The sequence below is a fragment of the Flavobacterium ginsenosidimutans genome (assembly GCF_037478105.1).
Lineage (GTDB): Bacteria > Bacteroidota > Bacteroidia > Flavobacteriales > Flavobacteriaceae > Flavobacterium > Flavobacterium ginsenosidimutans.
In genome coordinates this window covers 4,906,036-4,932,140 of sequence record NZ_CP147988.1, presented here as the reverse complement: position 1 = coordinate 4,932,140, position 26,105 = coordinate 4,906,036, and the positions used below count along the sequence as shown (strand labels likewise).

Here is a 26,105-nt window from a genome sequence, read left to right as displayed (position 1 = left end):
ATTGAAATCATGATGCTAATGCAATAATTATATAAAATCTTCAGCAAATTGGCTAGTTATTGGAATGCTTCCTGTACAGCAAAAAAGCTTCAAAGAAATCTGGAGCATTTTTGTTTTGCATCACATCAAAAAGCTAGAGACTTTTATCACGTTTACAATTTCTAAGACAAAAAAAATTCGCAAAGTCAGAGACATTGCGAATTTTTTCAAAAAGAATACCTCGGATATCGAAGTCCTGTGTTTTATTAGATGATTTTAGAAGAATATTCTACAAACATTTAATTGTACCTCCATCGACCCTAATTGTAGCTCCACTAATATAATTAGCATAAGTGCTGCAAAGATATGCAACTGCCCCAGCAATTTCCTCAGGTTCTCCAAACCTTCCTGTATCATTTGGAATTAGCTGCTGAACAGCCTTAGATTTTATCTCCTCTAAATCGGTCCCCCAGTTAAACTTAGGCGCAGCATTCACAAGCCAATCTTCAACCATAGGATTTATAATTGCCCCAGGAGAAACTACATTTGAAGTTATCCCAGTTTCTTGCAGTGTTCTAGCAAGTGAGATTGAAAGATTATGTCTTGCAGCAAGTGTTGCATTATAATGCGGCTGCTCTTTAATAGGCTGTATGCCGAGACCTCCGCCTATATGAATAACTCGTCCCCAACCTAATGTTTTCATTTGTGGCACTATACGCTGAATCATTCTTACATATGAAACTACATTATTGTTATAAATTTCAGCCCAATCAATTGCCGTTGCTTCGCCCCAGGATTTATGTGATGTCGCACCCGCATTATTAATTAAAATATCAATCTGGCCATTTTTAAGCGCAGCAGAAGCAGCCTCATCAGCTCCGTTATCTGTACTGAGATCGCCTAAAGCTATTTCTGCCATTCCTCCATTGTTAATAATTTCCTGGCACACAGCTTTGGCACGATCTTCATTTCTGCCATGAACTATAACGGTCGCACCTTCATTTGCCAGCATTTTAACTATTGATTCTCCCAATCCCGAACTCGAACCAGTTACAAGCGCTCTTTTTCCTTTTAATTTTAAATCCATTTTTTCTATTATTAGCTATTCTTATTTTTTTGTAAAGGCGATATGCCAAATTCTTTTTTATATGCATAAGAGAAATGAGAGATATTAACAAAACCTATTTCTAAATAAATGTCACTTGGGCGCCGCTTACAATTTTCTATCAAATATTTTGCTTCATAAAGCCTTTTTTTAGTAAGCCATCTGCTTGGAGTAATCCTAAACAATCTCGCAAAATCTCTTTTGAAACCCGACAAACTGCGTCCTGTGAGAAAAGCAAATTTTTCCAATGGAACATTATACCTATAATGGCCATTCATAAACCCCTCCAAATCCAGTTTTCCAGAATCGCTAAATTCAAATAGCATTTCCTTAATTTCCGGATCAATATCTGCAAGTATCAAAATCAGCTCCTTAATTTTAATTCGTAAAATTTCTACATCAGTATCTCTTCTTTGAGCATATTCATTAAATGCGGCTACAGATTTTGTCAACATACCATTAGCCTTGATAGCCTTAACACTCTCACCGTGAAACCTCTCTGACTTGAAACCGATTTCTTTCGAAATCTCCATAAGAGTATTTTGGTCAAAATGAACAGCTATAGACTTGAATCCATCTGATTCAGTATGTTTAATAGATTTTGTTAATTGATTTCTTCTAAAGAATCGGTAATCACCAGCGGTAAAAGTATATTTCTTGCATCCTATCCATACATCATGCCTGCCGCTTATGATATAACTAAAGATGTGATCGGGCACAAAGGCTTCGCCTTCAACATTATCTCCAAAATAAAGATTTTGTATTAGCTTAGGTTCTGAAAGAGTTTGAACTTTTTTTGATTCCATTTTCTTCGCATTTTTATCTGATACAAATTTCTCAAATATATCAATCCATAAGTTTGTTCAAACGTCCAAACTTATCTTTTGCTGCTAAAAAACTATTGCGGAAAATCCTCAATAAATAATAAGATATTTGAATAACTCTCCTCTACTAAGTAAAAGCTTCAGAGAAATATGCTTTTTCTTTGCTTTCTTTTTTTCGTTTTGTACCTATTTTGTTTACTTTTAGTTGTTCATGATTAAAAAAATATTAATGGCATGAGAATAGTAATTCTAGGGGCTCACTTGGTAGGTAAAACCACATTAGCAGAAAAACTGCATGAATCTCTTCCTGATTATGAGTTTTATCCAGAACCGTATTTTGAATTACAGGAAATGGGCTTTGTTTTTTCTGAAATGCCTACTGCAGATGATTATATGATGCAGTTGGAGTATTCTTTAAAGCAAATCGTGAGAAGTGATAGAAATGCTATTTTTGACCGTTGTCCGATTGATCTGTTAGGATATGCTTTAGCAGTTGATGATACATTAAATTTTTCATCAATATTTAATAAAATTCAAAATGCAATTAAAGAAATTGACGTTTTTGTATTTGTTCCCATTGAAGAACCCGATCGAATTTCATGCTCAGATTCCAATTTGCCTGAATTGAGAAATAATGTAAATGATATTATTGGTGAATTAATCGATGATTTTGAAATAGAAGTTATTAAAGTCAAAGGAAGTTTATCTGAAAGATTAAATCAAATTCAAAATAAGATACAGCAAAAATTTTAAAATAAATTCAATAAAATAGGCTGTATACGATTCTAAAATCACGTTAAGATCCTGCTCAAATAGATTGTTCTTTCTAATAATTTTGTAGTAAATTGCTTCTTCATTTTTAATTCTAATAACAAATAAAAATTTTTACTACACCCCATGAATGAAGAAATAAATTTATACCGAAACGCCAAGAAAACCAGAAACTTACTTTTATACGCTAGCGCAATCAGTATTTTATTAGCAATTGCACTTTTATACGGAATAGGAACTTTTGATGGAGTATTTAAAATAAAACTATCTATTATTTCAGGCGCTATTCTTTTAATGATGCTTGTTTTAACATTTAAAGTTCTTGCAAGTATAAAAGATAAATCTCCATTAATTCATATAGATGCAAACGGTTTTTATGGAAGAACAACCCCAGTAGCTAAAGCTTTTGGAAGAATAGAGTGGCAAGATGTTACCGATGTGCAATTGCAAAAAGTTGGCGGAGATACTTTGGTTGCTGTTACAATTAACAATATAGATAAATATGACGGCCGTGTTTCTAAGTTTCTTTGGAAATTGGCTTATGATGAACAAAGTTCTAGATTGAATATTATGTACTCAGCTTCAGAAATTGATATTGATGCAAATAGGTTATATGACTTGTTTGTCGGTAACTGGAAAAAATAGAAAAAGAGCCACTCATTTTAGTGGCTCTTTATATTTATGCTTTAGATAAAAAAATTACTTTCTTCCAGCTACCCAAAAAATAGAATTTCGAAGTAGAGTAGTGTAAGCTTCGTTTTCAAATAATTCTGGCGCATGTCCCATAAAAATGTAAATATTTCTTGATTTGAAATGATCATTTGTCCAAACTACAGGATGATCTCCCATTTTTATTTTTGAATCTGGTTCGTATGTAGATTCATCAACAGAAGCGAGAACATGAACATTCGACCTCGGACTTTTATCATAAATATACCATTCTTCTTTTTTGATCAAGAAATCAGATGGAATTCCTTTAGTTACGGGATGAGATTTATCTTCAATATTTACTTTCGCACTTGCAAAATCTGGAATGTAGTTGACAAACTGAATTCCGCCCATAAAATCAGAAAACCATTTCCACATTGGATATCCGTCAAATTCTCCTAACAAAGTTGCATGATGTAAACCAACCCATCCACCTTTTCCATTGTTCATGTATTTCTGAAACGCCTGCATCGATTCTTCACTCCAAGTGTAAGGAGGATAATCTAGCTGAATAAAAACTTGATATTGTTTTAAAAATGCTTCGTTAATAGCTTTTGTATTTTCGATATAATCGATTGTAAAACTGCTGTCGATTGCCAATTTGTTCAGCCAAGGTTTTGCAGCTTTTGTAAAATCAAGATGATGCCCACCGTTTTCATATAAAACCAATGCTTTAAAATGTGATTTTTTTTGTTTTTGAGCTAGACAATTCGGCTGAATAAAACAGCTTAAAATAAGTAGAATATATAATGTTGAATTTTTCATGAAAACGATTTGTTTGAAGTGACCAAAATTATGGTTTAACCATTGCCGTTATAGCTTGTAAAAACCACGCAGAATGTGGGATCCATTGTTCAGTCCAGCGCCACTCGTTTCCTTTGTCTTCTGTTTTAAAGTCAATTCCAGAACCATCTCCATTTCCGTCTTTTCCTGTAATTCCGTTAGAAATTCCGCCTTTTTCAGAACCATGTCCATAATTAGAATGCATATACGGAACATTATTTTCTCCAAATTTATATAAAAAGCACATCGAATACGGATTGCATCCTAAAATCCAAGATAATTGCTGTGAAGCATACAAATCAAGTGATTTTTTTATTTTGCTATTTTTTTGAAGTGAAATACTTTTTCCGCCTTCAATTGCTGCTGTTGCCAAAGAAGCTAATCTAGCGTTTTCGCCTTGCCACCACCAGCCAGTTTCATTTTCGTGCGGAATAAAAAAGCCATCCTGAATTTTATCTTTAAATAAAAAACTTTGCCTTGCATAACCAAACGGATTAGGGACATTATTTGTAACAGATAAATTATACACCAAAGCCTTTTTGATGACATTTTTAGCGGAAGCTATTTCTTTACTGTCCGTTTCTTTCTTTAAATATCTTGTTAATGCTACAATAGGCAAGCCAGCATCTGCAGCATGCCAAAACGGACGATTTCCTTCGTTGCTTCTAAACCAGCCTTTATCCGTCATTCGGTTTTCAAGTTTATGAGCCCATTTTCTGGCTTCTTCTTTATAAAAATTATCATTGGTCGCAATCCATAATTCTGTCGATGCCATCAAAGCACAATAATCATCAATGATGTTTTCTTTTCCGTCATCATCATATTTTGTGTTATTGATTAAAAGATGGGCATAAGCTCGTTTTGCACCGTCTAGATATTCTTTTGAAGTAAAATCTCCGTTCTTATTCCACTGAGAAATTCTTGCCAATGAAGCTATTGCAATTCCAGCGCCTTCGCGAAAAGCACTCTGATATTCATCTGTGGTAACACTATTGGCATGAAGTCCAACAATTCTTCTTGCGGCTGGATTTTTATCGAAATAACTGAAAACAATCATATAAAAATAATCTTCATCAGAAAGACAACGCATCATATAATCGGCTCCCCAAATGGCTTCGTTATCTAAAGAGTCTTTTATTTTCCATTGTGTAAGCTGTTTCGGAATCGCTTCAGAGGTATTTATAAGCGACCAAGTTACTAAAGGTGTTTGCTGCGGAGAGACAAAATTGGCGTAAGCTAAATGTGAAAAATATTTGCTGACATCCCCAGAAGCATCACACCATCCTCCGTGCACGTCAACTTTTTTAGTGCTTCCAAACAATAACATATTTTTGTCAGCTTGAAGTTCTTCAGGTGTATTAGCTCTTTGTTTATTATAATAATGCACAATTGAAGAAATAATTCTTTTGGCTAATATATTTTCTTCAATTGAAAAGCGGGCAGAAGTATAATTTTGATCTTCAATTTTTATACTGATTTTATAATTTCCTGGTTTTTGAAAAGAGGAAAAGTCTGCTTTATAATACAATTTCCCCAATTTCCAGTCCTCAACACTTTCTGCGCTTCCTATTTTAGAAGTAAAAACTGTTTTACCAGATTCGGAATCTATAATAGCGAAAGTTGCACTTGAAAGTTTGCCTTCACATCCAATAATAGCAATTTTTGGACTTTTCGGGTCAAAACCAACTTGGTTCACATAAATAATAGGGGAGCTATAAGCCGTAACAGAAAGAAATAAAACTATTAAGGCATATTTTAATTGTTTTCTGAATTTTAACATGGTTTTAGTTTTTTATCTAGTAGAAAGCAAATTACAAAAAAGTGAAAATTTACTTTAGCTAAATGTCATTGACCTAAAATTCTAGAATTATAAGAATTATAATGAAACTAGTTTTTATAGGAGTTTATGCTAAAACGGAGAAATTGATGATGTGTATTTGATGTGATTTTTATAAAATACAAAACTTTCAGTTATTCATTATTTTTTCAAGCTGACCAAAACATCTGGAATGAATTTCAGCTCCCTCTTTATATTGTTCAAGAGTCATTCCGTATAAATATGGTGTGTTTTGTAAATCATTTTGGTTTGAAGATGTAATTTCGAATTGATTGTTCATTGAATCTAATTGTGGTTCGGTGTTTTTATTGATATTCCGGTTTGTCATAAAATTAAGTTTTTGGCTAAAGAATTTTGATAAGATTTGCGTTTAAGAAATAAGAAGTTTAATCTTTTCAATAGCTTTTTTGTTTTCGTATGCAACTTCAACTAATGCAAGTAAAATATCATTTCTAAAAATGGTTTTATTTCTAACGTTTCTGATTAGAGCTTTACTTGGAGCGGGCTGGCCTTTTTTAGTTATGCAGTTAATAGTAAGATCAACATAGGTTGAAGGTAAATGCTTATCAATAAACTCATAAGCTTTTTTATTGTGAGAATTATCTTCTTTAAAATTGCTATTATTGATTAATTTTGACATATATTTGCTAATTATAATTTAATGTTTTCATATTTTATGTAAATGTAGGAATAATATTATATTTACCATTCTTTTTTATGTTAAAAATATATTGTCGCTATATTTTGTATTAAAATTTATTAATGATGTATAACGAGAAGTTGAGCAAATTCTTTAAGGCTAAAGGATTAAAGCAAAAGGAAGTTGGGGCGATTTTAGGATTTAGTCCCGCGATGATTGGAAGATATTTACATGGTACAGCTAATATAGGTTCTGAATTTATTATTAGTTTAAGTAAAAATTTTCCGGATGTAGATTTGAATTATCTTTTTGCTCCAGAAATTGAGCAAAATATGGTTAATGAAGCTGGTGCGGTTTACGAAAAAGAGAATATTTTGAATGATTTAGAAGAAATTGAAGATCGAATTCATAATATTCGGCTACGGCTAGCGGAGAAAAAATTTGAGGAATAGATTAAAATTTTCCAAAAAATATCTAACAATTATAACTTGTAACCGTATTTATTAAACCACTCTTATTAGAGTGGTTTTTTTGTTTAAGATGTTTATTTTTAATTGTATGTAAGCTAATTATTTAAGTTTTTTTTTGCTAAATTTGGTTAAACAATTTCTAGCAATAACCATATGGAAAAATTAAAACGACCGGTTTATGTTAAACCTGGAACCGATGATTTTTTTAAAAAGATGCGTTTAGAAGTGGAAGAAACGGTCTTAAAAAACTCGTCGTTGTATGTATTAAATGTTGTGAAGTCTTTAGGGCTTCTGGCAATTTTCTTTTTATTCTACGCCTGTATCTTAATTTTTGGTAACCAGACCCCTTTACTTTTTCTTTTTTACATTTTGTCTGGTATTACTATGATCGTTTTGTTTATAAATGCTTTTCATGATGCTGCACATGGAGCTTTGTTTAAAAAGCCAAAGCACAATGAATGGTTTTTATATGTTTTAGAACTCTTTGGAAGTAATCATTGGCTCTGGATGCGACGCCATATAAGTTTGCATCATGCTTATCCAAACGTACCAGATTGGGATATAGATATCAAACAGAGCGATATTATTAGAATATTTCCAAGCAGTCCGCTGTTTAATTACCACAAGTACCAGCACATTTATATGTGGTTTATTTATCCGCTTTATAGTCTTAACTGGCTTTATATTAGAGATTTTAAAGACTTTTTTGGTACTAAGGATAATTATGTAAAGAAAGTTGTCGACAAGATTCCGAGACAAGAAGTTTACAGACTTTTTGTGGCCAAAATTATTAATCTTATTTATTTGCTTTTTATACCTATGATGCTTTTAAATCAGCCTTGGTATACTGTTCTTTTTGCTTGGCTGTCTATGCATTTATGTGGCAGTGCAATTGGAGTCGTTGCATTGGTTTCAACTCACGTTGACGAAGATGCTCATTTCCCCAATACTGACGAAGAGGGAAATCTTTCTGATACTTGGGTAATGCATCAAATGATTGTAACTAAGGATTTTAGTACAGAAAGTAAACTGGCTAATTTCTTATACGGAGGATTTACACATCACGTAGCGCATCATCTTTTTCCTGCTGTTGGACATACGTATTATCCTTATATTACACCAATAATAAGACGTTATGCTGAAGAATATAATTTGCCCTATACTGCATATCCGTTTTATCATGCTGTTCGTTCTCATTTTAGAATGCTGAAAAACAAAGGTGTAAAAGAAAATATTTTAATGACAGGCGAGATATAGCTATTGAAAGTTATTTTTATAGAATAAAAAAGCGGTTTTTAAAACCGCTTTTTTTGTGATCATATTTTATTCTTTTATTTCAGCATTTTGCTTTTTAATGTTTAAGTCTTTTAAGAAATTATCTTTGATCTCAATATCAAAATTATCTTCTTTAAAAACCGTCAGTTTTGACTCGGCAAATTTGTAAACATTAATTTTATTGCTTTTAACATCAATATAAAGATCGTAGGAATAAGAATTGCAATCGTGTTGCTTACAGCCCCAAGCATGCAGAACATTTTCTTGTTTTTCAAAAGGAGTTTCTGTATTCCAGTCTTTTACCATTTGATCGTAATCAGTTCCCAATAATTTTTTTAATCTTGGTGCTAAACTGCTCTTAGATAAAAACTGAGTTCCAATAACACTTTTATCGACCAAATTATATAAAGAATCTATTGGATTTAAAACAGTGCTATCTGTTTTTAAAGCTTCTGTTTTTATGGAAGTAGAATCAGTGGTCGGTACACTTTTTATGATTTCTTTTTTGCATGAAAAAAAGATTAAACTACCCAAAATAACTAGAGAAATGTTTTTGGCTCTGTAATTCATAATAACTGATTTTTAGAATTAATAATTTAATTTACAAAGTCGTAATGATCTAATATTCATAAAGATATTAAATTAATATCTGTTTTGAAAGTAAATTAAGACGTAATTGTAAACTCAATAAAGTAAATTTGAGCTCTTAAGAAAAAAGTTAAAGAAGCAGTTTTCAGTTTTTTTGTTTAACTTCAATTTTTAAAATTATCAGGCAATGAATCACTTTTCAAGATTTTTAATCGTTTTTCTTTTTGGTTTTACCTCTTTGCAGGCTCAAAACGAAGCTTATACAAGTACTACAGAAGCTGAAATTTCAGATACTACATTTGTTAAGCTTAGAGATTATAGCAACGATTTTGTATATGATATGAAATATGCAACGGAAGATAATTTCTTAAAAGCAAAAGTGTATGATTGTGCCGAGTGCATGCTTCGTTTAAAGACTGTAAAAGCTTTAATTGCCGCAAATAATGATTTTTTGAAGAAAGGCTATAGAATCAAAATTTTCGATTGTTACAGGCCTTTGGATATTCAGAAAAAAATGTGGGAGATTGTATCGAATCCAGAATATGTTGCAGATCCAAAAAAAGGCTCCATTCATAATAGAGGAGGAGCCGTTGATATTTCTTTAGTGGATATAACCGGTAGAGAAGTCGATATGGGAACTTCTTTTGATTTTTTTGGAAGTATGGCCAGTCATAATTTTAAACAGCTTTCAAAAGAGATTCTTTCAAAAAGGGCTTATCTGAAAAAAACAATGATTAAAAATGGCTTTAATTCATTTGATTCTGAATGGTGGCATTATAATTTAAAAACAGGTTTAAAAGATAAAGTTTCCAATCAGAAATGGAAATGTGATTGATTACTCAACACATCTGATGTTTTCCATAAAATAAGTGTTTGGGTGTGTCACCTTTCCTGTTAACTCAGAAGTAAGTTCTCTTTTTACGATATAATCTTCTGTATTAGTTAGATATTTTACACGCATAAGCGAAATAGGCGATTTTTTCAGTTCTTCATAATTGTCTTTCATGAACATAAAAATTCCTGTATTAACACGATTGTCAAAACCTTTTTCATCACGAATTAATGTTCCGCAAGTTTCTTGATCGATATGCATTAAGGTTACAATTTTTCCATTTTCTAATTGTAAAAAAATCTTTGAATTTTTATCAAAACAATTGGCTTTGATAAAATCTTTACTTTTCTGGATTGCTTGCATATTTAAAGTAGGCAACCCGTCAGTTTGAGCCAGTGAAAAGAAGATATAATTAAAGTTTCCTCCAAAATATTTTTCACTCATTAAGTACTCATTTGTAACTTTGTAAGTACCGATAGAATCGGTTACGTTTGCACTGTACTCACAAGGTTTTTGTGCAAAAGCGGTAAATGTTAATAGAAAAATGGTTAAAGTAAATAGTTGCTTCATTGTGTTAGATTATTTTGGTGCAAATTAAAACTATTTTGTTATCTTTTACATCAGTTGTAAAAAAACAGTACAAATTTCCGCCATTTTTTATTTTCCATTTTTTTCTAATGTTCTCTACAGTCTCTGGAAAATTGCGAGTTGTAATATTTGCCTGCTTATTTGCAAGCTCATTTTTCATTTCGTTTTTGTTGTATGGAATGATTTTTTGGATCTCAAATTTTCTTCCAGGAAAGTCAATTAAATCTTCTGAAGTATATAAATGCGAATGCTTATGTAATTTGTCAATCTGAAAAGCGGTGCTTACTTCGTCAAAACCGCCTGATTTCATAATGGCAGAATTTGGTTCGTAAAGATATTTCAGCGGTAATCCGTAAGATGGGAAAGATGTTTCACTGCCTAAAACAAACTCAAAAGTTTCTGTTTTTTCTTTTAAAATGTTGGCCGTTTTTAATGTTATTTCGCCCGAATAATTTTTATGAATTTCGAAAAGCAATTCTTTTACTTCGTTTTCAAGCGCTATGATGTGAATGTTTTTTACATTTTTTAGTTCTGATAATCCTGCCGAAATATCTAATAACGGAGCCGTTTTAATTAAAACAGAATCTGATTTTTCGAAATAATAATTAAGAAGTTCAGGAACATTTGGCAAACAGTCTTTCAGCATAAAAACTTTGCCTTTACTGTCATTTCTTCTTGATGGATCAATATAAATCCAATCAAATTTATGATTTGTTTTTTCTAATAAATGAATAGAATCTCCAGCATAAAAAGTACAATTTTCAACTTTTAATTGTTTGAAATTGTGTGTTACAATTGCCGATAATTCTTCATTTATTTCGCAATGCGTTATCGATTTAAATTTCTTCGAAAAATAATAATCATCAACACCAAAACCGCCAGTTAAATCAATAAAAGATTCGCCAGAAATTAAAGAAGCTTTATGTGCCGCAGTTTTTTCTGAAGAAGTTTGTTCAACCGATATTTTACTTGGATAAATAATATTTTCCGCTGTAAACCAAGTCGGGAGTTTTTCTTTGGCTTTTGATCGCGCTTCAATTTGATTTAAAATTAAAATCCAGTCTGTTTCTGGAAACGGATTTTTTTGCAACGCCAATTTTGTTACATCTGCACCAGTATTTTGAATTATAAATTCCTGTATATCATGATGCAAAATAGAAGTATTCAAAGCTAAATTCTTTCGGTTAATACGGAGACAATTTTATTATTAGGGAAAAATTCTTTTAAGATTACTTTAATCATTGTAAAAACAGGAATGGCTATAATCATACCAACAATTCCAAACGTAATACCGCTGATTAATATAACCAAGAATATTTCTAATGGGTGCGAATTTACACTTTTTGATGAAATTATTGGCTGGCTAACATTATTGTCAATGGCCTGAACCACTAAAAAACCAATAATTACATAAATTGTTGTAGGAAGAATTTCTGACTGAAAATCTTTTCCGATCATACTTATCATGGTTAATAACCCAGCCAAAGTGGTTCCGATAATTGGGCCCAAATACGGTATTATATTAAGAATGGCACATAAGAAGGCGATTACAAAAGCATTTTTATTTCCAAAGATCAATAAGACAATTAAGTAAAGAATAAAAACAACAATCAATTGCAATAATAAACCAATAAAATAGCGAGTCAGTAAATGGTTTATCTTAGTAATAGAATTTAAAATTTTATCCTCATTCGAATCTGGTAATATTCTTCTTGCCTGATCTTTAAAGATATCTTGATCTTTAATAAAAAAGAAAGTAATAAAAAACACAGAAACCAATCCCATTCCCATATTGGCCATAAAATTGATTATCGAATTGATGAATCCTGTAAAATAACTGAAATCTAAAACAGAAGTAAGTTTAGAATCTTTTATCACTTTATTTAAATCAATATGCTGAATATTAAAGTATTCTTCAAGATGTCTTTCTGCCTCTATAAAATTAGTTTGAAGATGTGCAGTATCTAGTAATGCTAAATTATTGGCTTGAGAAATAATTAAAGGAACAAACAAAAGAATGAAACCCACAATTAGAAATATAAAAAAGATGATGGTGGTGGTAGCCGCCATTGAATTGCTGAATTTTAATTTATTCTTTAAAAATAAAACTAACGGATTCGCAATTAAACATAGTATTAAAGAAATGCACAGATAAACAATAACAGTTTGTATTTCATAGAGAAAATATAAAACGATACCAATGATTAAGATTGTTGCTAAAGCCCTTAAAATTCCGTTCGAAATAGTTTTTGATGTAATCATGTTTAAATATTAGACTATAAATATAGGAAAAAGCATTTTAAAATTTAGAATGAAACAAAAAAAGCGAGATGAAAACATCTCGCTTTGTCTATCATTTTTGATTCAACTATTGTGCAAAAGAAGCTCTTGCTCCTCCAGTTGTAAAAATAGCTGATATTCTGCTTTTTTGCCCTGTAGAGAACATATACATCGCTGCATCATCAACATAATCCATGTAGTTCATTGTCATCTCTACTGGTGTACCTGAACAAGTACTGTAGTGAGGGTAAGCAGGAACTCCGTAGTTTGCTGTGTTGTGAGTAGGAGTATCTGCAACAAGATCGCTTCCGCAAGTTGCATCTCCCCAAATGTGACGTAAATTCATCCAGTGTCCAACTTCGTGAGTTGCCGTTCTTCCTAAGTTGAATGGAGCATTTGCAGTTCCAGACAATCCGAAGTAACGTGAGTCGATAACAACTCCATCAGTTGAAGAAGCACCTCCAGGAAATTGCGCATAACCTAAAATTCCGCCTCCAATGTTGCAAGACCAAATGTTTAATTTAGTTGTTGGAGAAGTAGGAGCGATTCCGCCTTGAGCAGTTTTTTTCATCGCGTCATTTGTTCCCCAAGAAGTTTTAGTTGTAGATTTTCTAATAATCTGATCTAAAACAAATGTAATTCCGATGTTTGCTTTAACTCCTGAGAATAATGCTGGTACATTATTATAGTCAGAGTTTAAAGCATTAAAATCTTTGTTTAAAACATCGATTTGTGATTGAATTTGCGCATCCGAAATGTTTTGCGCTGTTGTTCTGTACAATACGTTCACTACTACAGGGATTTCGATTTTGCCATTAACCAAACGTCCTGTAAAATTTGAACCTGCGTGTTTTGCTGTGAATGCTTCGATTTCATTCATTTTAATTGCCAATGTTGGATCAGCTTTTAATTGCGCCTCAAGAACTTCTTGTGTTGCACATCCTCTTCGAGAAGCAACAGTTGCATCTGCATTAGCAGATTCAGATTGTTCATTTTGGCAAGCAAATAACACTAATGCCGTAAATGCGGTAATAATAACTTTTTTCATAATAATTTGGGTTTTTGTTATAAAAATGTTGATTAGTTAAACATTGCAGCAATTTTATAACAAAAAATTATTGTAGAAAAATATTACAAAGATTATTTTGTCAGAAATTTTACAAACCCTTACAAACACTGATTCCTACAAAAAATACATAAAAAATATTAATAGGTTTTTTCTTTCTTAATTATTTTTTTAATGCATTTTGTCGTGATTATCTGTATTTTAACGATAATTTAAACAAATCAAATTGATGCGAAATCGAAAATTATCTTCTTAAAAAGATTTTTTTACAACGAAGTAATCTCATAAAGTGCAATACTCGCAGCTTGAACCACATTCATACTGCTGTTTTTGCCAAACATATTGATGTGTACGGTTTGGTGAGAAAGTTTTAGAAGTTCTTCAGATATTCCGTTGATTTCGCTGCCAATTAAAAGCGCTATTTTTTTATTTTTAGGAATAGTAACTTCTTTTAAAGGTTTGCTATTAGAAGTGATTTCCAGAGCGATAATTTCAAAATCATTATCCAATAGAAAAGATTGAAGTTCAGTAAAATCTTCAATAACAGAATGTGCTACATGAAGATGTGTGCTTCGTGAAGTTTTATTTATTTTACGAGGTGTAAGCGGAATATCTTTTCCGAAAAAGATAATATTTTCGACTCCGAAAGCTTCAGAAATTCTAAATAAAGAACCAATATTCTGCTGAAAGTAAATATGATCGCATACTAAAGTAATGGGAAATGTTTTTCTTTCAAATTGATTTTCTTCGTGAGTCAGCTGCATTTTTTGTTAGTGAAAAGTGAATTGTAAATAGTGATTAGTGAATAGTGATTAGTAAAAAGTGAATAGTAAAAAGTGAATAGTGAAAAGTAATTAGTAAATAGTGGTGACTCAGAATCTAAATAATTTTTCTTTTTTAATTTGATGAATTACTAGTTACTATTCACTTTTGACTAGTCACTAATTAGTAAAAATATAATTGATGATGTTGGCGCCCATTTTCAAGGCTTTGTCTCTTACGTTTGCAGGATCATTATGAACTTCGGGATCTTCCCAGCCGTCTCCTAAATCACATTCGTAAGTATAAAGCAAAACCAGTTTATTGTCTATAAAAATACCAAAAGCTTGAGGACGAGTTCCGTCGTGTTCGTGAATTTTCGGTAATCCGTTTGGAAAAGGAAAAGGTTTCTGAAAAATGGGATGATTTGCAGGAAGCTCAACTAGATTATTATTTGGAAATATTTTTTTGATTTCTTTTCTAATAAATTGATCCATTCCGTAGTTGTCATCAATGTGAAGAAAACCGCCAGCAGTTAAATAATTTCTCAAATTTGTTACATCTGCGTCACTAAAAACAACATTTCCGTGACCCGTCATGTGTACAAAAGGATACGAAAACAAATCGGGATTACTTGGTTCTACGGTCGAAGGTTTGTTTTTAATTCGAGTGTAAATATTGGCATTGCAAAAATTAATCAAATTTGGTAAAGAAGTTGGATTTGCGTACCAGTCACCACCTCCGCTGTATTTAAGCAAAGCAATTTCTTGTGAAAAAGAAGAGATAGAAATTAGTAATAATAGATAGAATATTTTTTTCATGTAAGTTTTAAATATCTTGTTTTCGCATTTTTGTCATTTCGACGAAGGAGAAATCTCCACAAGTAACTCTATAAAGTTTTGTTTTTCGTTGCGGAGCTTCTCGCGGAGATTTCTCCTTCGTCGAAATGACAATATTGAGTTGATTTATATTCTTGAAATGATAAATTTAATTGTCTTTGATTTGTTTATTCATTAAAAAACACAACGCTATGACAAGCCACAACAGCTGCTGTTTCTGTTCTTAAACGTGTATTTCCTAAAGTTACAGGCTTGTAATTGTTTTCTAATGCCAAAGCAATTTCCTTTTCAGAAAAATCACCTTCGGGTCCAATTAAGATTGTAACGTCTTCGTTTGGTTTTAAAACCTCTTTCAGCGATTTTTTATCGGTTTCTTCGCAATGTGCAATTAGTTGTAAACCATTTTGCTTTTGTTTAATGAATTCTTTAAACGAAATAGCATCATTTAATTTCGGAAGAAACGTTTCGTTGCATTGTTTCATTGCCGAAAGAATGATTTTTTCGAAACGATCTCGATTAATTACTTTTCGCTCAGAACGATCGCAGAAAATAGGTGTAATTTCTTGAATACCAATTTCGGTAGCTTTTTCTAGAAACCATTCAAAACGATCATTCATTTTAGTTGGAGCAACTGCCAAATGCAGGTGAAATTTAGGTTTTTCTGCATTTGTTATCGAAAGGACTTCAACGGTACATTTATTATCTGAAGCAAGAGTTATCTGAGTTTCAAACAATAATCCAAAACCATTGGTAACATGTAAAATATCTGAATCTTTCTTTCGAAGAACTTTTATAATATGACGGCTTTCTTCTTTATCAAAAGAAAAACTTTCGGTTGTTTCGTCTATATTCAGATTAAAAAATAACTGCATGATTTAAAATTCAATTCTTGCTTTAGAAACCACAGCTGAAGTTTCAAAACGATTAGATAAGTATTTTTGATAACCTACAATTCCAATCATTGCAGCATTGTCTGTTGTATATTCAAATTTCGGAATGAAAGTTTTCCAGCCGTATTTGCTTTCTGTTTCTTTCAGTGTATTTCTAATTCCTGAATTGGCTGAAACTCCGCCGCCAATTGCGATTTGCGTAATTCCAGTTTCTTTTACGGCCAGTTTAATTTTATCCATCAAAATTTCGATAATAGTGTGCTGAATAGAAGCGCAAATATCATTCAGGTTCTCTTCAATAAAATTTGGATTTGCCTGTTTGTTTTTTTGGATGAAATATAAAATAGCAGTTTTCAATCCAGAGAAACTAAAATCTAATCCCGGAACTTTTGGTTTGGTAAAAGGAAATGCTTTCGGATTTCCTTCTTTTGCATATTTATCAATTAATGGTCCGCCTGGATAAGGAAGCCCAAGAATTTTGGCGCTTTTGTCAAATGCTTCACCTACAGCATCATCAGTAGTTTCTCCGATAATTTCCATATCAAAAAAACTATTCACTTTTACAATTTGCGTGTGTCCACCGCTTATAGTTAAAGCTAAAAAAGGGAATTCTGGTTTGTCGTAGCCTTCTTCATCAATAAAATGAGCCAATATATGAGCATGCATGTGATTTACAGCAATTAACGGGACATTTAAGGCTAATGATAATGATTTACTGAAAGAAGTTCCTACCAATAAAGAGCCCATTAAGCCTGGACCTTGCGTAAATGCGATTGCGCTTAACTGTTCTTTTTGTACATTTGCTTTACGAAGTGCAGCATCTATCACAGGGACAATATTCTGCTGATGCGCTCGGGAAGCCAATTCAGGAACAACACCTCCGTATTGATTGTGAATTAATTGATTGGCTACAACATTTGACAATACTTTGTCGTTATGTAAAACCGCGGCAGCAGTATCATCGCATGAACTTTCGATGGCTAGAATAAAAACCTCTGGATTTTGCATATAAAGGCACAAATTTTGAATTATATTTGACAAATCAAATTATTAAATTTCTTTGATTTAAGCAGTGCCCCAAAATTAAAGAATTTTTATCAAAAACAGTCGCTCTTTGTCTGTTCAAAATAAATTAAAAGAAAAACTAAAATTAAAGAAGCTATCAAAAAAGTAAAGAAAATAATATCACGAACCCTAATTGGGTTGATTTTACTTTTGTTAGCATTGGCTATCATACTATCTCTACCTGTCGTTCAGACACAGATTGCCAATTATGTTACTAATTCTTTGAACGAAGATTATAAGGTTAATATTAACGTTGAAAAAACGGCAATCAATATTTTTGGTGGAGTAAAATTGAAGAACGTGACAATTTTAGATCATCATAAAAAAATGATGATTTATTCGGATATTATTACTACTGATATTGCAAGTTTCAGCAGATTGTTAGACGGAGATTTGATTTTTGGAGATTTGCGTCTTACGGGTTTGATTTTCAATCTAAAAACCTATAAAGGTGAAAATGAAAATAACATCAATAAGTTTATTAAAGCTTTTGAAGTTGAAAATACGCCTAAGAAAAAGTCAACTAAACACTTTTTACTGACGGCTAAAAATGCGTATATCGAAAAAGGAAGATTTTCTGTTGTTGATGAAAATAAAACTACTCCAAAATTTCTTGATTTCACGAAATTAAACGCATATATCAGCGAGTTTAAATTGTATGGGCCAGATGTAAATACAAACATTCATAGGTTTTCGTTTATGGATCACCGAGGATTATATGTTTCTAATTTTGCAGGGAAATTCAGTTATACCAAAAAACAGATCAAAGTTGAAAATCTGGCTATTAAAACCAAAAGATCATCAATTTATGGTGTAGCAATTTTAAATTATAAACCGTCAGACTTTCTTGATTTTACAGATAAAGTTCGATTTGACGTTTTGATAGATTCTTCTTCTATTGCAACAAACGATATTCGCCATTTTTATGATGGTTTAGGTAAAAATCAGCATTTTAAATTAAAGACAAAATTAGACGGTCCGTTGAATAACATGACGCTTACAAGATTGAGATTAAGCGATACAAATGGATCAAAGATTAACGGAACAATCAATTTTAGAAATCTTTTGGGAAGCAAAACTCAGAAGTTTTCTATGGATGGAAAGTTTGATAAACTGCTTTCTAGTTATGATGATTTAGTGATTTTACTTCCAGAGGTTTTAGGTAAAAGACTTCCGAAAGAAATGAAGAGAATCGGGAAGTTTAATATTGTTGGAAAAGCAAAAGTTTCTACAACAGACTTAGAAACCGATTTCAAGATGGCAACTGATCTTGGAAATGGACAAGTCGATCTTCATATGAATAATATGGATTTTATCGATAAAGCTTCTTATTCTGGAAATATCATTTTAAATAATTTTGATGTTGGCGCTGCTTTAAACAGAAAAGATATTGGCAAAACTACTTTAAATCTTGATGTTGATGGAGTTGGTTTTACCGAAAAATATTTAAATACTGTTATTAAAGGAGATATTGCGAAATTGGATTACAATAAATACACCTATAATAATATAGTAGTAAACGGAAATTTTAAGCTTCCTTATTATAAAGGTCAAATTGCGATTAATGATCCAAACTTAAATTTAAGTTTTGATGGATTGTTGGATTTAAGCAAAAGGGAGAATCGTTATGATTTTCATATCAATGTTGAGAATTCAGATTTGCGAAAACTTAAATTCGTAAGCGATTCTATTTCTAATTTTAAAGGAGATGTTGTTGTTCAGTTAACTGGAAATTCTATTGAAAACCTTCAGGGAAATATCTTTATAAAAGATGCAGAATATCAAAACCCGAAATCGACTTATGTTTTTGATCAAGTAACTTTAAATTCAAGTTTTGACGCAGATCGTTTGAGAACGATTACAATTAGTTCAAATGATGTTGTAGACGGAAAAATTGTTGGAAAGTTTAGATTTGATCAATTAGATAAATTGGTGATGAATTCCGTTGGTAGTTTGTACACCAATTACAAACCTTATAAAGTTAGAAAAGGACAATTTTTGCGTTTCAATTTCCGAGTTTATGATAAAGTGGTGGAAATGCTTTATCCTGATATAAAAATTGATTCATCTACAGTAGTAAGAGGAAAAATTGATTCGGATTTAGAGGAATTTAAATTCCGTTTCAGATCGAAACAGATTACAGCAGACAAAAATACGTTTGATAACATCCGAATTAATATTGATAATAAAAACCCGCTTTATAATGCGTATGTCGAATTAGACAGTATTAAAACACCTTATTATAAGATTCGCGATTTTAATTTAATTAATGTTACGGCAAAAGATACTCTGTTTGTTCGTTCAGAGTTTAAAGGAGGAAATGCAGGAGAAGATTATTTCAATCTGGATTTGTATCATACAATAGACAAGAATAAAAATAATATTGTCGGAATCAAGAAATCCGAAATGAAATTTAAAGATTACATCTGGTACTTAAATGAAAAAAGTGATGATGATAATCAAATCTTAATTGATCAATATTTTAAGAATTTCACGTTTGATAATATCGTTTTATCACACGAAAATCAGAAAATGGATTTAAATGGAGTTATTAAAGGAACAGATTATAAAGATCTGGTGCTGAATTTTGAAGATGTTGATATCAATAAAATTACGCCTTTAAATTCCAAATTTGTCTTTAATGGTAATTTGAACGGAAACGTCAATTATAAACAGAATAAAAATGTTTATCAGCCTACGGCAGCCATAAAAATTGATCACCTTGTTTTGAATAAAACAGAATTAGGAACGCTTAATTTTGATATTTCTGGAGATGAAAGTTTTAGGAAATTCACGGTTAATTCATCGATTCAAAATGGTTTTACAGAATCGTTTAGAGCAAACGGAACTTTTGCGGTAGAGAATAAAGAAACAATTATGGATATGAATCTGAAATTGGAAGGGTTCAATCTAGCAACTTTAGGAACTATTGGCGGAGATGTTTTGTCTAATGTTCGGGGTTCTGTTTCTGGAAACGCTGCTGTTATCGGGAATTTGAAAAAGCCAGAAATTAACGGACGTTTGTATGTAGAAAAAGCAGGGATGACAATTCCGTATCTAAATACAGATTATGAATTAAGTGATCGAACGGTAATTGATTTAACTAATGAAAAGTTCTTGTTTAGAAATAATCAGTTAACAGACACTAAATACGGAACAAAAGGTTTGCTGAATGGTACAATTGAGCACAATAATTTTGGCGATTGGAAATTAGATTTAAATATAACTTCTAAAAGGTTAGTCGCTCTTGATACAAAAGACAGTGAGGATGCTGCCTATTTTGGTACAGCATTTATAAATGGTTCTGCTAGTATAAAAGGCCCTGTTGAAAGTTTATTTATTAAGGTAGATGCTAAGTCTGAAAAAGGCACAGAAGTAAAGATACCTATTAATAATGTGCAAAGTGTTGGAGAAAGCAGTTGGATTCATTTTGTGACACCAAAAGAAAAGTTCAATCTTGCCAACGGAATTGTTGAAAAAACAAGGGATTATAATGGACTTGAGCTGGAATTTGATTTTGATATTACGCCAGATGCCGAAGTAGAAGTTATTCTGGATCGAAATTCGGGTCACGGTATGAAAGGGAAAGGGTATGGATCGCTTTTATTTAAAATCAATACTTTAGGTAAATTTAATATGTGGGGAGATTTCCAGGCATACGAAGGAACGTATAATTTTAAATACGGCGGACTTATCGATAAAAAGTTTGCTGTTAAAAAGGGAGGTTCTATTATTTGGGAAGGAAACCCAATGCGTGCTCAGTTAAATTTAGAAGCTGTTTATAAAACCCAAGCCAATCCGGCGGTTCTTTTAGATAATACTTCTTCATTCAATAAAAAAGTTCCTGTAGAAGTTGTTATTGGGTTGAGAGGAGATTTAGCAAGTCCAGAACCAAATTTTGATATTCAGTTCCCTTCGGTAAGTAATGTTTTAAAATCGGAGATACAATATAAATTAGACGATAAAGATATTCGTCAGACACAGGCGCTATATTTATTATCGACCGGTTCTTTCATGAGTACGGACGGATTTAGCCAAGGAGATTTTTCTGGAACACTAACAGAAACTGCTTCAAGTTTGTTGGGAGGAATTATCAAGTCGGATAATGATAAAGTAAATATAGACTTGAATTATATTGCTGCAGATAGAAGAACAGGGCAGGAGGTTGATGGTCAGTTTGTGGCCAATATATCTTCGCAGGTAAATGAAAGAATTACAATCAATGGTAAATTGGGAGTTCCTGTTGGTGGAGTAAACGAATCTGCAATTGTTGGAGATATCGAAGTCTTATATAGAGTAAATGAAGATGGTACAATGAATCTTCGCTTGTTTAATAAAGAAAATGATATTAATTATGTGGGGCAGGGAATTGGATATACTCAAGGAGTTGGTATTTCGTATGAAGTAGATTTTGATACTTTCAGCGAATTGGTAAATAAGCTTTTTAAAGACCATAAAATCGAAAAAGCGGTAAAAGGTTCTTCTTCTGATGAATTACAAGATTCTTACTTAAATCCTGATTATGTGAATTTCACGAGTAAAAAAGATTCGGAGAAAAACAAAAAGAAGGCAAAAGAAGAGGAAGAGAAAAAGAAAAAAGAAGAAGAAAAGAAGAAAAAGCAGCAACATCAAGAGCCAACGAATAATCAGGGATTAATTCCAGATAGCGATTATTAACACTTTGTTAAAAAAAGACATTTATAAAACCATTATTCTTATAATGGTTTTTTTTGTGCTAAATTTAGGCCCTCTAATAAAATTTTCCAAGTGAGCGGGAAATTCCGATTTTTATAACACTTCATCAGGGTATTGTTAATTTTGACGATTTAATTAAAAAAATAGCGTTTTATTATTTTTAATGAAATTTTTTCCTAGAAAAAACTTATTAACGAAAACGTTTGAATTTAACATATTTTATTAATTTATAATAATCATAACCTGAAAAGTGCTGAATGTTTGCTAATTTTACACTTTAATACTTAAATAATGCCAAAAACAATAAAAAAAGTAGGTGTTCTTACCTCAGGAGGAGATTCACCTGGAATGAATGCAGCGATACGATCGGTTGTTCGAACTTGCGCATATCATAATATAGAATGCATCGGAATTTATAGAGGGTATCAAGGAATGATTGAAGGAGACTTCAAAGAAATGGGGCCTCGTAGCGTAAATAATATTGTAAACAAAGGTGGAACGATCTTAAAATCAGCTCGTTCAGTTGAGTTTAGAACCCCTGAAGGTAGAAAAAAGGCACACGAAAACCTTGTTAAGGCTGGTGTTGATGCTTTGGTTGTTATTGGAGGTGATGGAAGTTTTACTGGAGGATTAATTTTTAATTCAGAATTTGATTTTCCTGTAATGGGAATTCCAGGTACAATTGATAATGATATTTATGGCACAAGTTTTACTTTAGGGTATGATACTGCTTTAAATACTGTTGTTGACTGTATAGATAAAATTAGAGATACAGCAAGTTCACATAACCGTCTTTTCTTTGTAGAGGTTATGGGTAGAGATGCTGGTCATATTGCTCTTAACGCTGGTATTGGTGCAGGAGCAGAAGAAATTCTTATTCCTGAAGAAGATCTAGGTTTAGATCGTTTATTAGATTCACTTCAAAAAAGTAAAGCTTCAGGAAAATCATCAAGTATTGTTGTAATTGCTGAAGGAGATAAAATTGGTAAAAACGTATTCGAATTAAAAGATTATGTTGAAGCTAATTTACCTGAATACGATGTGCGTGTTTCTGTATTAGGACACATGCAGCGTGGAGGTTCTCCATCTTGCTTTGACCGTGTTTTGGCAAGCCGTTTAGGAGTAAAAGCTGTAGAATCTTTATTGGAAGGAAAATCAAACTATATGGTAGGTCTTCGTGAAGATAAAGTGATTTTAACTCCGCTTGAACAAGCAATCAAAGGTAAATCAGAAATTGATAGAGAGTTATTAAGAGTGTCAGACATTATGTCGACATAATCAATATAAAAAGTTTAAAAAAGAAGAGAAGTTTATTGTGAGGAAATTAGACTTTGAATTAGTGTAATAAAAACAAAAGCAAAAAATTTAGTAAAATGTCAAAAGTAAAATTAGGAATAAACGGATTTGGACGTATTGGAAGAATCGTTTTCAGAGAATCTTTCAATAGAGATAATGTAGAAGTTGTTGCAATCAATGACTTGTTAGATGTAGACCACTTAGCTTATTTATTAAAATATGATTCAGTTCACGGTCGTTTCAACGGAACTGTAGAAGTTAAAGAAGGAAAACTTTATGTAAACGGAAGAAATATCCGTATCACTGCTGAAAGAAATCCAGCTGATTTAAAATGGAACGAAGTTGATGTAGATGTTGTTGCAGAATGTACTGGTATCTTCACAACTATCGAAACAGCAAGTGAGCACTTAAAAGGTGGTGCTAAGAAAGTAATTATTTCTGCTCCTTCTGCTGATGCTCCAATGTTTGTAATGGGAGTTAACCACGAAACTGCAAAAGCTTCTGATTTAGTTGTTTCTAACGCTTCTTGTACTACAAACTGTTTAGCTCCTTTAGCTAAAGTAATCAACGATAACTTCGGAATTGTTGAAGGTTTAATGACTACAGTTCACGCAACTACTTCAACTCAAATGACTGCTGACGGACCTTCTAGAAAAGACTGGAGAGGTGGACGTGCAGCTGCTATCAACATCATTCCTTCTTCAACAGGAGCTGCTAAAGCGGTTGGAAAAGTTATCCCATCTTTGAATGGAAAATTAACAGGTATGGCTTTCCGTGTTCCTACTGCTGACGTTTCAACAGTAGATTTAACTGTGAAACTAGCTAAAGAAACTTCTTACGAGGAAATTATGGCTGTTTTGAAAAAAGCTTCAGAAAACGAATTAAAAGGTATCTTAGGATATACTGAAGATGCAGTTGTTTCTCAAGACTTTATCTCAGATAAAAGAACTTCTATCGTTGATGCTACTGCGGGAATCGGTTTAAATTCAACTTTCTTCAAATTAGTTTCTTGGTATGACAATGAGTACGGATACTCAAGCAAATTAATTGATTTATCTGTACATATTGCAGGTTTAAAATAATAATATATATTTTTGCAAAATCCCGTTACTTTAAAATAACGGGATTTTCTTATTTTGTTAGCTCTATAATTAATGTAAAAAATACACTTTTAAATTAAAAATAGAGAGACCTAATCCCAAAAACGAAACAACAATGAAATTAATAGTTGACAGTGGATCTACGAAAGCCGATTGGATTGCAATTGATGATAATGGAAAAGTATTATTCACAACACAAACTTTAGGATTGAATCCTGAAATTCTTGACGGACCAGAAATTATCGAAAGATTAAATGACCGTTTTGATATCTTACAAAACAAAAAAAATGCTACACATTTATTCTTTTACGGTGCTGGATGTGGTACTGACAGAATGAAAACGGCATTGTCACAAATTTTTCAAGGATACTTTACTAATGCAATTGTAGACGTTCAAGAAGATACTTATGCAGCTGTTTATGCTACAACTCCAAAAGGACAAGAAGCTATCGTTTCTATCTTAGGAACAGGTTCTAACTGCAGTTATTTTGATGGAAAAGTATTGCATCAAAAAGTACAATCATTAGGATACATTGTTATGGATGATTGTAGTGGAAATGTTTTTGGAAAAGAATTAATTAGAAAATACTATTTTAATAAAATGCCAAAAGAATTAGCTGTTGAACTTGAAAAAGAGTACGACGTTGATCCAGATTTTATTAAAAATAAATTATATAAAGAACCAAATCCAAATGCTTATTTGGCTACTTACGCAAAGTTCTTAATTAAGCATAAAGACACTGAGTTCTGCAGAAAAATTATCTTTAAAGGAATGAAATCTTTCGTTAAGAATTACATTAAGCAATTCGACAACTGTAAAGAAGTTCCTGTGCATTTTGTTGGTTCTATTGCATTTTATTTGAAAGATGAATTACAAGAGACATTCAATAAATATGAGCTTCAATTAGGGAATGTTTTAAGAAGACCTATTGATGGATTAATTGCATACCATGTCGCTAATCAATAGTTCTGGTTTTATGGAAATTGCCATTATTGCTCATGATGGAAAGAAAGCTGATTTAATTGATTTTTTAATCAAAAATGAAGCTATTTTGCACAATGAAAAAATAAGGCTAATTGGTACAGGAACTACTGGAGGAAAAGCTGAAGCTGCTGGGTTTAAAACTCAAAGAATGCTTTCTGGACCTCTTGGAGGCGATGCACAAATTGCAGGTAGAGTAGCGGAAGGAATTACGCAGATGGTTTTCTTTTTTAAAGATCCTTTATCGAGTCATCCGCACGAAGCCGATATTAATATGCTGATTCGTGTTTGTGATGTGCATAATGTGCCGCTGGCCACGAATGAAGCAACGGCACAATTATTATTAGATGCTATTGCACTGCAATTATAGAAATTTCTACATTAACATTTTTTGGCAAACAAGCCACTTGAACCGTTTCACGAGCTGGAGCGGTTTTTTCGTTAAAATAAGAACCGTAAACAGTGTTTATTGCACCAAAGTTGTTCATATCCATGATGAAAATAGTTGACTTTACTACGTTTTCAAAAGTCATATCTGCTGCTTCAAGAATTGCAGCAATGTTTTTCATAACTTGATTCGTTTCATCATTAATGTTGTCTGTAACCAATTCTCCTGACTCAGGATTGATTGCAATTTGTCCAGAAGCATAAAGTGTATTTCCAGATAATACAGCTTGATTATACGGTCCGATTGGAGCTGGAGCTTTCTCGGTAAAGATGATTTTTTTCATAA

At 32.0% G+C, this 26,105-nt stretch carries 26 protein-coding genes; 10 read left to right on the top strand and 16 right to left on the bottom strand.

Features of this window, described 5'->3' with window-relative positions:
• Positions 1 to 268 precede the first annotated feature (268 nt).
• Positions 269 to 1,066: an SDR family NAD(P)-dependent oxidoreductase gene (locus V6624_RS21110; protein ID WP_338840070.1), complete on the bottom strand. Its 798-nt coding sequence runs from the start codon at positions 1,064 to 1,066 to the stop codon at positions 269 to 271.
• A gap of 11 nt (positions 1,067 to 1,077) precedes the next feature.
• Complete coding sequence (locus V6624_RS21105) at positions 1,078 to 1,890, bottom strand: AraC family transcriptional regulator (protein ID WP_338840069.1); 813 nt, start codon at positions 1,888 to 1,890, stop codon at positions 1,078 to 1,080.
• Positions 1,891 to 2,142: 252 nt separating this feature from the next.
• Here V6624_RS21105 and V6624_RS21100 point away from each other — a divergent pair, with 252 nt between their 5' ends.
• Both V6624_RS21100 and V6624_RS21095 read left to right on the top strand, forming a co-directional pair.
• Positions 2,143 to 2,661 (top strand): ATP-binding protein, encoded by a 519-nt coding sequence (locus V6624_RS21100; RefSeq protein WP_111285304.1) that lies wholly within the window; start codon positions 2,143 to 2,145, stop codon positions 2,659 to 2,661.
• A 144-nt stretch (positions 2,662 to 2,805) separates the two neighbouring features.
• Positions 2,806 to 3,324 carry an STM3941 family protein gene (locus V6624_RS21095; RefSeq protein WP_111285302.1) on the top strand — a complete coding sequence of 173 codons (519 nt, stop codon included), beginning with the start codon at positions 2,806 to 2,808 and terminating at the stop codon, positions 3,322 to 3,324.
• A gap of 54 nt (positions 3,325 to 3,378) precedes the next feature.
• Here V6624_RS21095 and V6624_RS21090 read toward each other — a convergent pair whose 3' ends face one another.
• From V6624_RS21090 to V6624_RS21075, 4 genes are all read right to left on the bottom strand, one after another.
• A complete protein-coding gene (locus tag V6624_RS21090) occupies positions 3,379 to 4,152 on the bottom strand; it encodes a ThuA domain-containing protein (protein WP_111285300.1) in 774 nt (257 codons plus the stop codon).
• Between the two features lie 28 nt (positions 4,153 to 4,180).
• On the bottom strand, positions 4,181 to 5,950 hold the full coding sequence (locus V6624_RS21085) for a glycoside hydrolase family 9 protein (RefSeq protein WP_338840066.1): 1,770 nt from the start codon (positions 5,948 to 5,950) through the stop codon (positions 4,181 to 4,183).
• Between the two features lie 187 nt (positions 5,951 to 6,137).
• Complete coding sequence (locus V6624_RS21080) at positions 6,138 to 6,335, bottom strand: hypothetical protein (protein WP_338840065.1); 198 nt, start codon at positions 6,333 to 6,335, stop codon at positions 6,138 to 6,140.
• Positions 6,336 to 6,377: 42 nt separating this feature from the next.
• The gene (locus V6624_RS21075; RefSeq protein ID WP_338840064.1) at positions 6,378 to 6,647 is read right to left on the bottom strand and encodes a hypothetical protein; all 270 of its coding nucleotides are present in this window, start codon (positions 6,645 to 6,647) and stop codon (positions 6,378 to 6,380) included.
• 125 nt (positions 6,648 to 6,772) lie between these two features.
• Here V6624_RS21075 and V6624_RS21070 point away from each other — a divergent pair, with 125 nt between their 5' ends.
• Together V6624_RS21070 and V6624_RS21065 are read left to right on the top strand one after the other, a co-directional pair.
• Positions 6,773 to 7,099 carry a helix-turn-helix transcriptional regulator gene (locus tag V6624_RS21070; RefSeq protein ID WP_338840063.1) on the top strand — a complete coding sequence of 109 codons (327 nt, stop codon included), beginning with the start codon at positions 6,773 to 6,775 and terminating at the stop codon, positions 7,097 to 7,099.
• 171 nt (positions 7,100 to 7,270) lie between these two features.
• A complete protein-coding gene (locus V6624_RS21065) occupies positions 7,271 to 8,374 on the top strand; it encodes a fatty acid desaturase family protein (RefSeq protein WP_111285290.1) in 1,104 nt (367 codons plus the stop codon).
• Between the two features lie 66 nt (positions 8,375 to 8,440).
• Here the strand turns inward: V6624_RS21065 and V6624_RS21060 are convergent, their stop codons facing one another.
• Positions 8,441 to 8,962: a hypothetical protein gene (locus V6624_RS21060; protein ID WP_338840062.1), complete on the bottom strand. Its 522-nt coding sequence runs from the start codon at positions 8,960 to 8,962 to the stop codon at positions 8,441 to 8,443.
• Between the two features lie 205 nt (positions 8,963 to 9,167).
• Between V6624_RS21060 and V6624_RS21055 the strand changes: the two genes are divergently transcribed.
• Complete coding sequence (locus V6624_RS21055; protein WP_338840061.1) at positions 9,168 to 9,815, top strand: M15 family metallopeptidase; 648 nt, start codon at positions 9,168 to 9,170, stop codon at positions 9,813 to 9,815.
• Here V6624_RS21055 and V6624_RS21050 read toward each other — a convergent pair whose 3' ends face one another.
• The 8 genes from V6624_RS21050 to tsaD all read right to left on the bottom strand — a co-directional run bounded on the left by V6624_RS21050 (position 9,816) and on the right by tsaD (position 17,242).
• Positions 9,816 to 10,382: a hypothetical protein gene (locus V6624_RS21050; RefSeq protein ID WP_111285284.1), complete on the bottom strand. Its 567-nt coding sequence runs from the start codon at positions 10,380 to 10,382 to the stop codon at positions 9,816 to 9,818.
• Between the two features lie 4 nt (positions 10,383 to 10,386).
• Positions 10,387 to 11,568, bottom strand: a complete 1,182-nt coding sequence (locus V6624_RS21045) for a THUMP-like domain-containing protein (RefSeq protein WP_338840059.1) — start codon at positions 11,566 to 11,568, stop codon at positions 10,387 to 10,389.
• Positions 11,569 to 11,570: 2 nt separating this feature from the next.
• On the bottom strand, positions 11,571 to 12,662 hold the full coding sequence (locus V6624_RS21040) for an AI-2E family transporter (protein WP_111285280.1): 1,092 nt from the start codon (positions 12,660 to 12,662) through the stop codon (positions 11,571 to 11,573).
• Positions 12,663 to 12,768: 106 nt separating this feature from the next.
• Positions 12,769 to 13,728, bottom strand: a complete 960-nt coding sequence (locus V6624_RS21035) for a zinc metalloprotease (protein ID WP_111285278.1) — start codon at positions 13,726 to 13,728, stop codon at positions 12,769 to 12,771.
• Positions 13,729 to 14,012: 284 nt separating this feature from the next.
• Entirely contained in the window at positions 14,013 to 14,510 is a 498-nt protein-coding gene (locus V6624_RS21030) for a TrmH family RNA methyltransferase (RefSeq protein WP_338840058.1), read from the bottom strand.
• Positions 14,511 to 14,687: 177 nt separating this feature from the next.
• Positions 14,688 to 15,326 (bottom strand): DUF4159 domain-containing protein, encoded by a 639-nt coding sequence (locus tag V6624_RS21025; protein ID WP_111285274.1) that lies wholly within the window; start codon positions 15,324 to 15,326, stop codon positions 14,688 to 14,690.
• A 185-nt stretch (positions 15,327 to 15,511) separates the two neighbouring features.
• Entirely contained in the window at positions 15,512 to 16,216 is a 705-nt protein-coding gene (locus V6624_RS21020; protein WP_338840057.1) for a 16S rRNA (uracil(1498)-N(3))-methyltransferase, read from the bottom strand.
• Positions 16,217 to 16,219: 3 nt separating this feature from the next.
• Complete coding sequence (gene tsaD / locus V6624_RS21015) at positions 16,220 to 17,242, bottom strand: tRNA (adenosine(37)-N6)-threonylcarbamoyltransferase complex transferase subunit TsaD (RefSeq protein ID WP_111285270.1); 1,023 nt, start codon at positions 17,240 to 17,242, stop codon at positions 16,220 to 16,222.
• A 207-nt stretch (positions 17,243 to 17,449) separates the two neighbouring features.
• Between tsaD and V6624_RS21010 the strand changes: the two genes are divergently transcribed.
• The 5 genes from V6624_RS21010 (at position 17,450) to V6624_RS20990 (ending at position 25,742) form a co-directional block, all read left to right on the top strand.
• A complete protein-coding gene (locus V6624_RS21010; RefSeq protein WP_338841922.1) occupies positions 17,450 to 21,976 on the top strand; it encodes a translocation/assembly module TamB domain-containing protein in 4,527 nt (1,508 codons plus the stop codon).
• Between the two features lie 309 nt (positions 21,977 to 22,285).
• Complete coding sequence (gene pfkA, locus V6624_RS21005; RefSeq protein WP_111285266.1) at positions 22,286 to 23,272, top strand: 6-phosphofructokinase; 987 nt, start codon at positions 22,286 to 22,288, stop codon at positions 23,270 to 23,272.
• A gap of 95 nt (positions 23,273 to 23,367) precedes the next feature.
• Positions 23,368 to 24,372, top strand: a complete 1,005-nt coding sequence (gene gap / locus V6624_RS21000; RefSeq protein ID WP_026730156.1) for a type I glyceraldehyde-3-phosphate dehydrogenase — start codon at positions 23,368 to 23,370, stop codon at positions 24,370 to 24,372.
• Positions 24,373 to 24,505: 133 nt separating this feature from the next.
• On the top strand, positions 24,506 to 25,357 hold the full coding sequence (locus V6624_RS20995; protein WP_111285264.1) for an N-acetylglucosamine kinase: 852 nt from the start codon (positions 24,506 to 24,508) through the stop codon (positions 25,355 to 25,357).
• 10 nt (positions 25,358 to 25,367) lie between these two features.
• Positions 25,368 to 25,742 carry a methylglyoxal synthase gene (locus V6624_RS20990; protein ID WP_111285588.1) on the top strand — a complete coding sequence of 125 codons (375 nt, stop codon included), beginning with the start codon at positions 25,368 to 25,370 and terminating at the stop codon, positions 25,740 to 25,742.
• On the opposite strand, the gene V6624_RS20985 is transcribed toward V6624_RS20990, so the two are convergent.
• The gene (locus V6624_RS20985; protein ID WP_202003948.1) at positions 25,723 to 26,103 is read right to left on the bottom strand and encodes a RidA family protein; all 381 of its coding nucleotides are present in this window, start codon (positions 26,101 to 26,103) and stop codon (positions 25,723 to 25,725) included. The genes V6624_RS20990 and V6624_RS20985 overlap by 20 nt on opposite strands.
• Positions 26,104 to 26,105: the final 2 nt, after the last annotated feature.

Excerpts from the sequence above, each read along its gene's own strand:
- V6624_RS21075 (WP_338840064.1), bottom strand. The coding sequence starts at position 6,647 with ATGTCAAAATTAATCAATAATAGCAATTTTAAAGAAGATAATTCTCAC.
- V6624_RS21050 (WP_111285284.1), bottom strand. The coding sequence starts at position 10,382 with ATGAAGCAACTATTTACTTTAACCATTTTTCTATTAACATTTACCGCT.
- V6624_RS21080 (WP_338840065.1), bottom strand. The coding sequence starts at position 6,335 with ATGACAAACCGGAATATCAATAAAAACACCGAACCACAATTAGATTCA.
- V6624_RS21090 (WP_111285300.1), bottom strand. The coding sequence starts at position 4,152 with ATGAAAAATTCAACATTATATATTCTACTTATTTTAAGCTGTTTTATT.
- V6624_RS21025 (WP_111285274.1), bottom strand. The coding sequence starts at position 15,326 with ATGAAAAAAATATTCTATCTATTATTACTAATTTCTATCTCTTCTTTT.
- V6624_RS20995 (WP_111285264.1), top strand. The coding sequence starts at position 24,506 with ATGAAATTAATAGTTGACAGTGGATCTACGAAAGCCGATTGGATTGCA.
- V6624_RS21100 (WP_111285304.1), top strand. The coding sequence starts at position 2,143 with ATGAGAATAGTAATTCTAGGGGCTCACTTGGTAGGTAAAACCACATTA.
- V6624_RS21110 (WP_338840070.1), bottom strand. The coding sequence starts at position 1,066 with ATGGATTTAAAATTAAAAGGAAAAAGAGCGCTTGTAACTGGTTCGAGT.
- V6624_RS21055 (WP_338840061.1), top strand. The coding sequence starts at position 9,168 with ATGAATCACTTTTCAAGATTTTTAATCGTTTTTCTTTTTGGTTTTACC.
- V6624_RS21040 (WP_111285280.1), bottom strand. The coding sequence starts at position 12,662 with ATGATTACATCAAAAACTATTTCGAACGGAATTTTAAGGGCTTTAGCA.
- V6624_RS21105 (WP_338840069.1), bottom strand. The coding sequence starts at position 1,890 with ATGGAATCAAAAAAAGTTCAAACTCTTTCAGAACCTAAGCTAATACAA.
- V6624_RS21095 (WP_111285302.1), top strand. The coding sequence starts at position 2,806 with ATGAATGAAGAAATAAATTTATACCGAAACGCCAAGAAAACCAGAAAC.
- V6624_RS21030 (WP_338840058.1), bottom strand. The coding sequence starts at position 14,510 with ATGCAGCTGACTCACGAAGAAAATCAATTTGAAAGAAAAACATTTCCC.
- V6624_RS21060 (WP_338840062.1), bottom strand. The coding sequence starts at position 8,962 with ATGAATTACAGAGCCAAAAACATTTCTCTAGTTATTTTGGGTAGTTTA.
- V6624_RS21020 (WP_338840057.1), bottom strand. The coding sequence starts at position 16,216 with ATGCAGTTATTTTTTAATCTGAATATAGACGAAACAACCGAAAGTTTT.
- pfkA (WP_111285266.1), top strand. The coding sequence starts at position 22,286 with ATGCCAAAAACAATAAAAAAAGTAGGTGTTCTTACCTCAGGAGGAGAT.
- V6624_RS21065 (WP_111285290.1), top strand. The coding sequence starts at position 7,271 with ATGGAAAAATTAAAACGACCGGTTTATGTTAAACCTGGAACCGATGAT.
- V6624_RS21085 (WP_338840066.1), bottom strand. The coding sequence starts at position 5,950 with ATGTTAAAATTCAGAAAACAATTAAAATATGCCTTAATAGTTTTATTT.
- V6624_RS21035 (WP_111285278.1), bottom strand. The coding sequence starts at position 13,728 with ATGAAAAAAGTTATTATTACCGCATTTACGGCATTAGTGTTATTTGCT.
- V6624_RS20985 (WP_202003948.1), bottom strand. The coding sequence starts at position 26,103 with ATGAAAAAAATCATCTTTACCGAGAAAGCTCCAGCTCCAATCGGACCG.
- tsaD (WP_111285270.1), bottom strand. The coding sequence starts at position 17,242 with ATGCAAAATCCAGAGGTTTTTATTCTAGCCATCGAAAGTTCATGCGAT.
- V6624_RS20990 (WP_111285588.1), top strand. The coding sequence starts at position 25,368 with ATGGAAATTGCCATTATTGCTCATGATGGAAAGAAAGCTGATTTAATT.
- gap (WP_026730156.1), top strand. The coding sequence starts at position 23,368 with ATGTCAAAAGTAAAATTAGGAATAAACGGATTTGGACGTATTGGAAGA.
- V6624_RS21070 (WP_338840063.1), top strand. The coding sequence starts at position 6,773 with ATGTATAACGAGAAGTTGAGCAAATTCTTTAAGGCTAAAGGATTAAAG.